Source organism: Rhodococcus sp. YH3-3 (genome assembly GCF_001653035.1).
GTDB classification, from domain to species: Bacteria; Actinomycetota; Actinomycetes; order Mycobacteriales; family Mycobacteriaceae; genus Rhodococcus_F; species Rhodococcus_F qingshengii.
The window spans coordinates 226,746-238,407 of record NZ_BCWH01000001.1; the positions used below are offsets into that span (position 1 = coordinate 226,746).

Genomic DNA, 11,662 nt, shown 5'->3' on the forward strand with positions numbered 1-11,662 from the left:
TCCGGCCTTCGTCGATCGAGCACACTCAGCCAAGCGTCACGTGAGTTGCTTGGCGGGTTCCTCCCGATCGCCGCCGGGAGTCTTCGAATCCGGCTTGTTCGGTTCCGGATTCTTCGCATTCAGCTCCGGGTTCTTCGAACCGATGAACTGGCACAGGTGGTACATCCCGATCACGACGATGGTGCCGAGCGCGATACCGCTGAGCGAGAACGTGTCACTGAACTTCAGGGCCGTGTCGCCGATACCGATGATCAGACCGGCCGCGATCGGCATCAGGTTGAGCGGATTGCCGAAGTCGACGCCGTTCTCCTTCCAGATCTTGGCGCCGAGAAGGCCGATCATGCCGTAGAGCACCACGGTGATTCCGCCGAGAACACCGCCGGGCGTCGCCGAGATGACGGCACCGAACTTGGGGGAGAAGCCGAGCATCATGGCGACGATGCCGGCAACCGCGTAGGCGGCGGTGGAGTACACACGGGTCGCTGCCATGACACCGATGTTCTCGGCGTACGTCGTGGTGGGCGAACCGCCGACGCTGCTGGCGATAGCGGTGGCGAAACCGTCACCGGCGAGCGCACGTCCCATGTACGGGTCGAGGTCGTCCCCGGTCATCTCGGCCACGGCCTTGACGTGGCCCGCGTTCTCCGCGATCAACGCGATGACACCCGGAAGGACCAGGATGATGAACGTGAGGCTGAACGACGGAGCGTGGATGCCGACGATTCCGTTGGCCTCGTCCGAGAACGGAGGAAGCCCGAACCACGACGCCGACTGCACCGAATCCCAGTTGACGCGGAAGTGCTCGGTGATCTGACCGGTGCCTGCGTCGTAGGAGGTGATCGTCCCCGAGACCCGGTCGAGGATCCAGGAGAGGACGTAGCCGAAGATCAGCGCCAGGAAGATGGCGATGCGCGCCATGAAGCCGCGTAGCGCGATACTCATGACGATCAGGGCCACCATGACGATCAGGGCCACCCACTGGTCCTGCGGCCAGTACAGCCCCGCGACGACGGGTGCCAGGTTGAATCCGATCAACATCACCACCGCGCCGGTCACCACCGGGGGAAGAACCTTGAATACGACCCGGCCACCGAGGAAGTGGATCGCGATACCGATGGCCGCCAGGACGAGTCCGGACACCAGGATCGCGCCGGTCACCTCGGCGGACGTTCCGCCCTGGGCGCGAATGGCGGCGATACCACCGACAAAGGCCGCCGACGTTCCGAGGTAGCTGGGAATGCGTCCCTTGACCACCAGCAGGAAGAAGAGCGTACAGAAGCCCGACATCATCACGGCAAGTTGAGGATTGAGTCCCATGATGATCGGGAACACGAACGTCGCGCCGAACATCGACACCACGTGCTGGCTGCCCAGCCCGATGGTTCTTCCCCAGCTGAGCCGCTCGCCGGGAGCGACCACTTCACCCGGTTTGATGTTCTTTCCATCTCCGTGCAACGTCCAAATCGGCATGATGGGACCTTTCGTGCAGAGGAAGGTGTCCGAACGCTGAGTGTGCTCCAGCTCACAAAACACCGTGACTGGAGTGAAACGCTATTACAGCGCAGGGGTATCGACGTGATGACAATCTGCCAGAACCCACCGACCCGGATTGGCAATATTAGTGATTGATGCCGCGCATCGCGGTTATCTTCAGTGCTAGAGACAGATCCAGCCGGAGTTCGGGTTGCGCCGTGAAGGGTCCCAGCATTTTCTCCAGCTTAACGACCCTGTAACGCAGTGTGTTGTAATGGAAGTGGAGCTTGCGCGCTGTCTCGGCGATGTTGATGTTGGTCGCGAGCAAGACTTCCAATGTCTTGCGCATGTCCTGCGCTTCGGCAGTTTCCTCCGTCAGTTCCCGCAGTGTCTCCCGCGCGAACGTCTCCAGCTCGTTTTCGTCCTCGACCAGACTGAGCAGTCTGTACACGCCCAGATCGTCGAACTGAGTCACCGTCCACGGACCGGAGATCCGTCGCCCGACGGTCAGTGCGGTGCGCGCCTGACTGTAGAGCGCCGGAACGGCGTCGATCGCCGCTGTCGGCCGGGACACCCCGACACTGAACGGCCTTCTCCCGCCGCCACCTTCACCGCGAACGACCGTGACGAGGTCCCGCACCAATGCCATCGTGTCGGTGCCGACGCCCATCACGATCACCGTCTCGCCCGTCAGCGCGGTCACCGCCGCACCGGGATCGCGGTGGGCGATCGCGCCGGAGAACGCCATCGCCTGGCGATCGACGACGGGCAGCCGAGCGGGCGCCGCCGAGGCCGGTTCGTCGATCGGGTCCGGCTCGATCGAGACGATCACCAGCGGGCGGTCGAAGTCCCAACCGAATGTCTTGGCATGGGAGACAACGTGATCGTGGTCCCCGGCCCGACCGAGGAGCAGGTCGTGAACGAAGTTGGCGCGATGGCGTTCTTCCACCGACGCAACGGCCTGCTCACGGGTGATGACCAACGCGCACACCGACGCGGCCCGCTCGACCAGGTACTGGTCGTAACTCGTCATCACGCGCTCACCGGTGAACAACGCGAGACGCCCGTGGTCGATGTGATTGGCGGAAATCGCGGACACCGCGATGAATTGACCGTCGAACTCGTGCAGACCCAATCCGCCCTCGACGGTGTCGGTCCGCAGACGACCGGTGGAATCGACGGCGGGACAGGCAGACAGATGCTTGCGCTCCGCGGCGTCCCCGGCGCGGCAGATCTCGCGTCCGTCCGAGGTGGTGATCAGGGCGGCGCCCTTCATCTCCCGTGCGATGACTTCGGTCAATTGCGGGAGGCCGCCGCCGCCCATCACGACGTCGACCAGCAGCCGTCGCAAGCGCTCGGCCCCGAACATGGCGTCGATCTGGGCCGACTCCGTCTGCTCACGGTCTCTCGCCGCAGGGTGATCACACGCACCGTGAAAAACCAGGAGCGGGAAGCCGGCGCTTTCGGCCGCGTCGACCAGCTCCGGCGCGAGAGTGTCCCCGTCTGCGCCGAATTGGACGGCAAGTGCCGCAACACCTCGCGTCGACAACCGTCCGACAAATGCTTTGAAGGTTTCGGTGACCCTGGCGAGGGTTTCCGGCGTGGTGATCAGCAACTGTCCGTGCCGCAGCCACGGTCCGATGTCCGGAACCGCCATGAATCCCACCCGGGCTACCGTCGGGTCTTCGCAGCCGCCGGCGACCTTTCGAACACCCGGAAGGAGCTGGGTTCGAAGAAGTTCGGAGAGAACAGCATTCACCTCGGATGCCGGTACGGCCGGGTTTGCCACTTGGCAGGCACCTCGATTTCATTCGGATCACGGAAGATGGTTCACGAAAGAAACGATCCTATCCCCACCGAACACAAGATGTCCGAATTCAGCGCAGTCGACTCAGGCCGTTCGATGCAGGGCGGTCGGATTCTCCTGAGGTGGCGGGTGGATCGGCCCCTGCAGATCCCGCAGTTCCAAACCGGAGGCATTGCGCAGGGTCTTGGTCATCTCGGCGAGGATCGACACTGCAGTCTCCTCCGGTGTCCTCGCGCCGAGATCCAACCCGATCGGTGAGTGCAGACGCCCCAACTCGGCGTCGGTGACGCCTCGCTCCTTCAACAGCGCCACCCGACGCTCATGCGTCGCACGACTTCCCATCGCGCCGACGTACGCAGCCGGCGAACGCAGCGCGATCTCGAGCAGGGGGATGTCGAACTTCTCGTCATGCGTGAGCACGGCCAGGACGGTTTTGTTGTCGATCGGTGCGGTTTCGAGGAACTTGTGTGGCCACATGACGACCAGATCGTGGGCGTCGGGGAAGCGCGCCCGTGTCGCGAAGACCGGCCGTGCGTCCACGACGGTCACGCGATAACCCGCAAAGGCGCCCAACGTACACATCGAGGCCGCGAAGTCGATGGCCCCGAACACGTACATCCGCGGTAGTGGCGCGAAGATCTCGACCAGCAGGTCGTGCTGCGAATCGATGAGAGTTCCCGCCGGCGCGACAAAAGCGACGGACTCACCGGTGTCCATCGTGCGCAGCAGGATGGACACCTCGTCCTCCGTGGCATCCAGATCTCCGCTGCGTCGGCCGTGCTCGACGACGAGGTGCCGTGCCGGTGCTCCCGGACGCACTTCGGTGACCACGACGACGGGCGTATCGGCCTCGATCCGTTCACAAACCTGACCGAACTCGGCGAAATCGGCTCCGACGGCCTGGACGAACACTTCGATGGTTCCGCCGCAGGTCAGCCCTACTCCGATGGCGTCGTCGTCGGAGACGCTGAAGACCTCGACGCGACTGGTGCCGTCGGCGAGAACCTCCTGGGCGATCTCGTACAGTGCACTCTCGATACACCCGCCCGAGACGCTGCCGACCACCTCGCCGGAGCGTGAGACGGCCATCGAAGCACCGGGCATGCGCGGTGAGGATCGCCAGGTACGGACAACCGTCGCCAGTGCAAAATCCTCGCCGCGGGCGTGCCACTGCGCCAGCTGAGTGGAAATGTCGCGCATCGCCTCGCCTCCCGCTTGCATCGCCGTCCGTAGAGAGTTCACGGTATCGGCCCACCGCAATCCTGCCTGTCACACAATGCGCCTAAATCCGGGCCCTGCAGTTGTGCAATGTCGCCGTCGCATCACCTTGCGCTCTCGACCAGTGTTGTCACCGAGCCCAGCCGAAAGCAGGCCTGACCTTCATTCTTCCCCTCTCCGACGATCACTGCAGCGGCAATTCACGCAGATGGTGCGACGGATCGAGTGGGCGACGTTGCACACCACAGAACCGAGGTTTCTCCCATGGACCAATTGCTCAGCGGTATCAAAGTTCTCGACCTCACCCGTGCTCTCGCGGGGCCTCTGTGCACGTCGCTGCTCTCGGACTTCGGCGCCGACGTGGTCAAGGTCGAAACCCGTGGCTCCGGCGACAGTTCGCGTCAGTGGCCGCCGTTCGACGGCGATCGAAGCCTCTACTTCGCTTCCGTGAACCGCGGCAAACGGTCGATCGCCATCGACATGCGCAGTGACCGCGGGCGGAAACTGCTTCGCAGCCTGGCCCTCGACGCAGATGTGCTGGTCGAGAACTTCCGTCCGGGAGTACTGGCCGACATGGGGCTCGATCCCGACTCGCTCGAGCAGGAGAATCCAGGGCTCGTCGTGATGAGCATCAGTGGTTTCGGCCCGGTGGGCCCGGACCAGTTCGCGCCCGGACTCGATCAGGTGGCCCAGGGCATGTCCGGGCTGATGTCGGTCACCGGTGCCGGGGAACAGACCCCGATGCGGGTCGGTATCCCCATCATCGACACGGTCTCGGGCATCTACGCGGCACTGGGAATCACGGCGGCACTGGCTTCGCGCGGACGCGACGGTCGTGGGCACCGCGTGCAGACCTCGTTGCTGGAATCCGCGATCTCGATCATGACCTTCCAGGCGCAGGACTACCTGAGCACCGGGCGGGTTTCGACGCCGAACGGCAATACGCACCCGACGATCACGCCGTACGGCGCTTTCGACACTGCCGACTTCCCGATCAACATTGCCACCGGCTCGGACAAGCACTGGATCGCACTGTGCTCGGTACTCGGTGACCCCGAGCTCGCCTTCCGTACCGAATATGCCACGGGTAAAGAACGTTTGGCGCACCGAGACCAACTGACCAAAGAACTCGAGGACCTACTGACCACGAAGGTTGCGGCGCAATGGATCTCCGAGATCCGCGGTGCCGGAATCCCCTGCGGCCCGATCCATTCGATCGATCAGGTGTTCTCCGACCCTCAGGTCGAGGCATTGCAGATGGTCGAGCAGACCCAGAGCGCCGACGGAACGTCGATTCCCGTTGTCCGCGGACCGTTCTGGGTGGACGGCAAGACTCTTCCCGTCAGGAATGCGCCACCCATGACTCTCGGCGGTGACGCCGACGACGTACTCACCGACTTCGGCCTGCGCCCGGAGGAGATCGAGGATCTTCGCGCCAATTCTGTGATCTGACCGCACACTAGTAACAGAGCAGACGCTCTGTTACTGTGCGTTCATGCCTCGGCCACGCGTCCACGACCTCGACACCCTGCTCGACGCTGCCGAAAAACTTGCCGCCACTGCCGGACCGAGCGCTGTCACGGTCCGGGCAGTCTCCGACGCCACCGGTGTATCCAACGGGGCGATCTATCACGCATTCGGCTCTCGCAGTGGACTGGTCGGTAGCGCGTGGCTGCGTGCTGCGCGACGATTTCTCGCGCTTCAACAATCGAGAGTGGACGACGCTCTCGCGGACCCGTCGCCGACTTCGGCGGTTTCCGCCGTCGTCGCAGCCGCCGAAGTTCCGGCCGTCTTCGCGCTCGACTACCCACAATCCGCGTTGCTGCTGTTGACGATCCAGCGCGACGAACTGCTCGGCACCGACGTCCCTGCCGACATCGCCGAGCAACTCACACAACTCGACCGGTCTCTGGTCGAGTTGTTCATCCGGTTGTCGACCGCGCTCTGGGGCCGCAAGGACGGCAGAGCCGTCGAGGCAATCGAGGCCTGTGTTGTCGGCCTGCCTACCGGACTGCTCATCCATCCCGCCAAACGCGCCGACGGTTGGCGAGTCCCCGACGCCGCAGCACGCGCGCGGTTGGATGCCGCCGTTCGAGCGGTTCTGCATCTCGACCCACCACTGCCCAAGCCACGCAACAGGAAAGGCCAATCATGACCGCAACTCTGCGCTTCGAAGACAAGATCGCCGTTCTCGATCTCGGCGAGGACGAGAATCGATTCTCGCCGGAGTGGCTCGATTCCGTCGACAAGCTACTCGACCAGGCTTTGAGCGAAAGCGCACATGCCCTGGTCACCACGGCGACGGGCAAGTTCTACTCCAACGGACTCGACCTCGACTGGCTGGGCGCGAACGGCGACAAGGCGAAGTGGTATGTGCAGCAGGTGCAGTCGCTGTTCGCTCGGATGCTGACGTTCCCGATGCCCACCGTCGCGGCGATCAACGGCCACGCCTTCGGAGCCGGCGCCATGCTCGGCATCGCGCACGATTACCGCGTCATGCGCGATGATCGCGGCTACTACTGCTTCCCGGAGGTGGACATCAACATCCCCTTCACTGAAGGAATGGCAGCTCTCATCCAGGCCAAACTCAGCCCCGCGTCGGCAATCGTCGCCATGACCACGGGGCGGCGATACGGCGGAAGTGACGCATTCGCAGCCGGTTTGGTGGACTTCACCGCATCCGTCGACGCTTTGACCGCCAAGGCCATCGAAATGGTTGCACCGATCGGCCCGAAGAATGCGGGCACACTGGGGGCAATCAAGTCGACGATGTTCGCTTCAGTGGTCACCGCTCTGAACACCGACGGCTAGAAGCGACGGACTGTGTTCTCGCAGAGCCGCTTCCAGATCGTCGGCAACACTTTCGGGATCGCGGCCTTCGGTGCTCAGAACCACGTCGACTCCACTGAGCGTCGGCATCGAACCGGCCAGCAGTTGTGACGCCTCCACCAACTCGTCCAACCCGGCCCAGCCGGCCGGTTCACGTTCGATGATTCTGGTACGCAACGTATCCGGATCGGCCTCGAGGCGCGCCAGCAGGTGCCCCTCGGCGCCGGTCGCGGCCAGCAGGGCGCGCCCGTAGTCGTCGTCTTCGACGGTCGCCGTGAGAAACAGGAGTCCGTACCCCGCTTCCCGGTACGACGCGGACAGCATCCCGACGTGTGCGATTGCCCGTTCGGCCCCCAGCGGCGGATAGCACCGCTCGAGTTCGTCCACCTCGATCATCGCGTTGCTCACCCCGGCCTCGCCGAGTCGATCGTGAAGCGCGGTCAGCACGGAACTCTTCCCCGCGCCCGGCGGGCCTGTCAGCAGTAGTACGAACACGTCCTCCACTATTCCAGAGCCTTGTGCAGGCGCGGGGCGGCGAGAAGGCTGAAGAAGACAGATTGACGTGTACAACAGCCCTGATCGGAGCACAGCGATGACCACCACGATCACCGAAATCGCGCCGGACATCTACCGACTGTCGACCTTCGTGGACGAAGCGAACCTCACGATGAACCAGTTTCTCGTCGACGGCGAGGAACCCTTGCTCTTCCACACCGGGCAGCGAGCGTTGTTCACCTCGGCTTCCGACGCACTCTCCACGCTGATCGACATCGACCGTCTGAAATGGATCACGTTCGGTCACGTCGAGGCCGACGAATGCGGGTCCATGAACTCCTGGCTTGCGGCGGCCCCCGAAGCGCAAGTTGCACACGGTGCGATGGGGTGCTTCGTCCAGGTCAACGATCTGGCCGATCGGGCGCCACTTCCCTTACAGGACGGCGACGTACTCGAAACCGGCAGCCGCCGAGTCCGGCACATCGACACCCCACACGTCCCACACGGTTGGGACGCGGGTCTGATGTTCGAGGAGACGACGTCGACGCTGTTCTGCGGAGATCTCTTCACTGCGTTCGGGCACCACCCCGCGACCACCGAGCACGAAATCGTCGGTCCCGCTTTGGAAGCCGAGGACTTGGGCCACGCCACCTGCCTCACCCCGGATCTCGAACCCACGATCCGCGCCCTGGCCGACCTCGAGCCGCGGATTCTGGCTACCATGCATGCACCGACGTACTACGGCGACTGCGTCACCACGCTTCACGACCTGGCCGACTCGTACGCAACACGTTTCGCAGCCGAAACCGAAAGATGGAAGTCAGACTAGAGCTTGCGCATTCGACGTGATTCGCGCCGCCACGGACAGCGCAACATGCTCGTGGAACGGCCGGGCCACCACTTGCACTCCGACCGGTAAACCGTTGCGGGAGAGTCCTACCGGAACCACGACCGACGGAAGGCCGAGCACACTGATCGCCCGGCAACTCGCGAGCGCGTCCATCCACGTGAGTTTGCGACCGCCCACCTCGAAGCTCTCCACACCGAGCGGCGGAGCGAGCACCGACGCAACCGGCAGAATCAGGACGTCGCCCATCTCGTCGAGGAATTCGGCGATCAACATCGCACGATCCGCCCACAGCGCTTCCACCTCGGCGGAACTGCGATCACGGCCTGCCGCAAGCATGGCGGTGATGTCCGCGTCGAAAGAGTGCGCTGAACCTGCGGCGAGAGAGTGGATGTCCGCGTGGGTCTCGACCGATCGCAACGCGCCGAAAAGCGCGTTGGCCCGCGGCAGAGCCAGACCGTCGTACTCGCTCGCGTCCAGGCTGATCGCCACCGTCCGAACCGCTGACCGGATTTCTTCGTCGACGGGAATCGTTCCCTCGCCGGTGGCCCAGCGGATGTCGAGGTCGTCGACGTCGACCGAATCAGGCTCGCTCCACGAGAAATGCGGCATCGACAGGACGCGCAACGCAAGCGCCGCATCACCGAGGTTGCGGGCCAGTGGGCCGATGATCTGGATCGTGCCGTGCATCGTCGCAGGGTTGGCGAGTACCCGTCCATCCGAAAGCACGCCTGGATACTGACCTTCCGGATCGACACGTCCGAGCGTCGGGCGAACCGAAGTGAGGCCGGTGCAGTGGGCGGGCCAACGCACCGAGCCACCAAAATCCGTACCGAGTCCGAGCACGCTCATTCCGGCAGCAACCGACGCGGACTCGCCGCCACTCGACCCGCCGGGGGACCGGACGACGCCGTCCGGTCGCACCGGACTGGCCGTGGTTCCGAACAGTTCGTTTCGAGTCAGGCCGCACGCGCCGAATTCCGGGGTGTTGGTCTTGCCGATCAGAATCGCACCGGCAGCCTTGAATGCCGCGACGGCCGGGGCGTCGACGGCCGGGACGTTTTCCGCCAGAGTGCGAGAACCGGCAGTGGTGCGCACGCCGGCAGTGGCGATCAGGTCCTTGACCGTGAACGGAACCCCGGCAAGGGGGCCGAGTGTCTCACCGAGAAGGCGTCGTTCGTCCAGGGCATCCGCGGCCGTGCGAGCCTCCTCGGCGCACACGGTGACCAGTGCGTTGAGTTCGTCATTGCATTCGTCGACCCGTGCGAGGTGGTCTTCGACGATGGTCCGCGCCGACGCCTGACCCGACCGCACGGCTTCGGCGATGGATCGGGCATCACGGCCCACCCAGCTCTCACGACTCATCGCACGCCTCTCCTTGCCAGTACCCTCTGCCGAGCCTAAGGACAGCGAGTGAACCGAGAAACGACCACAATGCACATACCGACGGCTCCGGCGATGTGAGATTTTGCCACAACGTTGGCAGCTCCCGAGGGATCGGTCAGGTGCTGGTATCTACAAACCCTGCCTGATGAATGCTGCAAGCTTCTCGATCTGTTGCTCGTTTCGTTTGTAGTGCCTCCACTGGCCGATTCGTGTGGTGGTCACCAAATCCGCGGCCTGGAGTGCGGCCATGTACTGAGACGCCGTCGATTGCGACACCTTCGCCCTCGCTTGAATGTGCTTGAGGCACACTCCGACCTCCTCGGCAGGCTCGAGCTGAGGGGGAAAGCTCCCGGGGTCTTTCAACCACTGCAGGATTTGCACACGCATCGGGTTGGCCAGCGCCTTGAACGCCGTTTCCCACTCGGTTGTTGCGTCTTCCATGTCGAGATCATACCGCTAGATCGCGAAATGCCGATATGTGTGGTTCACTCCCTATATCGCAACATCGCGATATACCAATGGGAGGCTGAAATGGTGCAGCACGACAAAGTGGCACTCGTGGTCGGAGCCCGAGGCGTGATCGGTGGGAACTTGATCGATCACCTCGAGTCGACCGGAGAATGGAAGATCATCGGACTCTCGCGGCGAGGCGGTACGGACACCGACCGGGTCGAACACATCGCAGTCGACCTGCTCGATCCTTACCGGACTGCAGCGGCACTGAGCGGACTGGGCGACGTCACTCACGTCTTCTACGCCGCCTATCAAGACCGCCCGACATGGGCCGAGCTGGTTCCGCCCAACTTGGCGATGCTGGTCAACACTCTCGACGCCATCGAGCCCGTTGCGGGCGGACTCGAGCACGTCAGCCTGATGCAGGGCTACAAGGTTTACGGGGCACACCTCGGACCGTTCAAAACTCCGGCCCGCGAGAGCGATCCACCGCACATGCCACCCGAGTTCAACGTCGACCAACAGCAGTTCCTCGAACGCAGGCAGCTCGGCAAGTCGTGGACATGGTCGGCGATCAGACCCTCGGTCGTCTCCGGATTCGCACTGGGTAACCCGATGAACCTCGCGATGGTCATCGCCGTCTACGCGACCATCTCGAAGAAACTGGGTGTCCCACTCCGATTCCCCGGCAAGCCCGGCGCGTACACCAGCTTGATCGAGATGACCGACGCCGGACTCCTGGCCGAAGCGACGGTCTGGGCCGCGACCAACCCCGAGTGCGCAAATCAGGCGTTCAACATCAACAACGGCGACCTGTTCCGCTGGCAGGAGATGTGGCCGAAGATCGCAGCCTTCTTCGACATGGACGTCGCACCTCCGCTCCCGATGTCCCTCGATGTCGCAATGGCGGACAAGGAGTCGGTGTGGGATGAACTCGTCGAGGAACACCACCTTGCTCGGACCCCGTATTCCGATGTCTCGTCCTGGGGGTTCGGTGACTTCGTATTCGGATGGGACTACGACTTTTTCGCTGACGGATCGAAAGCTCGTCGGTTCGGATTTCACCGCCACGTCGACACCGAAGCGATGTTCCTCGACATCTTCGCCAATCTGCAGGCTCGGAAGATAATCCCCTGACTGAAACACGGTCACCC

Annotated in this window: 11 protein-coding genes; 5 read left to right on the plus strand and 6 right to left on the minus strand. The window is 63.6% G+C overall.

Annotated elements, in window-relative coordinates; genetic code table 11:
* Positions 1–36 precede the first annotated feature (36 nt).
* The 3 genes from YH3_RS01185 to YH3_RS01195 all read right to left on the minus strand — a co-directional run bounded on the left by YH3_RS01185 (position 37) and on the right by YH3_RS01195 (position 4,480).
* The gene (locus YH3_RS01185; protein WP_003946008.1) at positions 37–1,470 is read right to left on the minus strand and encodes a uracil-xanthine permease family protein; all 1,434 of its coding nucleotides are present in this window, start codon (positions 1,468–1,470) and stop codon (positions 37–39) included.
* A 148-nt stretch (positions 1,471–1,618) separates the two neighbouring features.
* Entirely contained in the window at positions 1,619–3,262 is a 1,644-nt protein-coding gene (locus tag YH3_RS01190; RefSeq protein ID WP_007735212.1) for a PucR family transcriptional regulator, read from the minus strand.
* A 102-nt stretch (positions 3,263–3,364) separates the two neighbouring features.
* Positions 3,365–4,480, minus strand: a complete 1,116-nt coding sequence (locus YH3_RS01195) for an XdhC family protein (RefSeq protein ID WP_020909752.1) — start codon at positions 4,478–4,480, stop codon at positions 3,365–3,367.
* A gap of 282 nt (positions 4,481–4,762) precedes the next feature.
* On the opposite strand from YH3_RS01195, the gene YH3_RS01200 reads away from it, so the two are divergent.
* Genes YH3_RS01200 through YH3_RS01210 form a run of 3 tightly spaced genes read left to right on the plus strand, consistent with a single transcriptional unit; the run spans position 4,763 to position 7,309 of the window.
* Positions 4,763–5,950, plus strand: a complete 1,188-nt coding sequence (locus YH3_RS01200; RefSeq protein WP_064442858.1) for a CaiB/BaiF CoA-transferase family protein — start codon at positions 4,763–4,765, stop codon at positions 5,948–5,950.
* A 43-nt stretch (positions 5,951–5,993) separates the two neighbouring features.
* Entirely contained in the window at positions 5,994–6,653 is a 660-nt protein-coding gene (locus YH3_RS01205) for a TetR/AcrR family transcriptional regulator (protein ID WP_003946066.1), read from the plus strand.
* The gene (locus YH3_RS01210; protein ID WP_007735215.1) at positions 6,650–7,309 is read left to right on the plus strand and encodes an enoyl-CoA hydratase-related protein; all 660 of its coding nucleotides are present in this window, start codon (positions 6,650–6,652) and stop codon (positions 7,307–7,309) included. The genes YH3_RS01205 and YH3_RS01210 overlap by 4 nt, the downstream gene beginning before the upstream one ends.
* Here the strand turns inward: YH3_RS01210 and YH3_RS01215 are convergent.
* Positions 7,277–7,822 carry a hypothetical protein gene (locus YH3_RS01215; protein WP_230359295.1) on the minus strand — a complete coding sequence of 182 codons (546 nt, stop codon included), beginning with the start codon at positions 7,820–7,822 and terminating at the stop codon, positions 7,277–7,279. The genes YH3_RS01210 and YH3_RS01215 overlap by 33 nt on opposite strands.
* Before the next feature lie 97 nt (positions 7,823–7,919).
* Between YH3_RS01215 and YH3_RS01220 the strand changes: the two genes are divergently transcribed.
* Positions 7,920–8,651: an MBL fold metallo-hydrolase gene (locus YH3_RS01220; RefSeq protein ID WP_003946042.1), complete on the plus strand. Its 732-nt coding sequence runs from the start codon at positions 7,920–7,922 to the stop codon at positions 8,649–8,651.
* Here the strand turns inward: YH3_RS01220 and YH3_RS01225 are convergent.
* Both YH3_RS01225 and YH3_RS01230 read right to left on the minus strand, forming a co-directional pair.
* The gene (locus YH3_RS01225; protein ID WP_064442860.1) at positions 8,643–10,034 is read right to left on the minus strand and encodes an amidase; all 1,392 of its coding nucleotides are present in this window, start codon (positions 10,032–10,034) and stop codon (positions 8,643–8,645) included. The two genes, YH3_RS01220 and YH3_RS01225, sit on opposite strands and share 9 nt — an antisense overlap.
* A 150-nt stretch (positions 10,035–10,184) precedes the next feature.
* On the minus strand, positions 10,185–10,496 hold the full coding sequence (locus YH3_RS01230; protein ID WP_007735219.1) for a helix-turn-helix transcriptional regulator: 312 nt from the start codon (positions 10,494–10,496) through the stop codon (positions 10,185–10,187).
* Positions 10,497–10,586: 90 nt separating this feature from the next.
* Here YH3_RS01230 and YH3_RS01235 point away from each other — a divergent pair, with 90 nt between their 5' ends.
* Complete coding sequence (locus YH3_RS01235) at positions 10,587–11,645, plus strand: SDR family oxidoreductase (RefSeq protein WP_007735220.1); 1,059 nt, start codon at positions 10,587–10,589, stop codon at positions 11,643–11,645.
* Positions 11,646–11,662 lie beyond the last annotated feature (17 nt).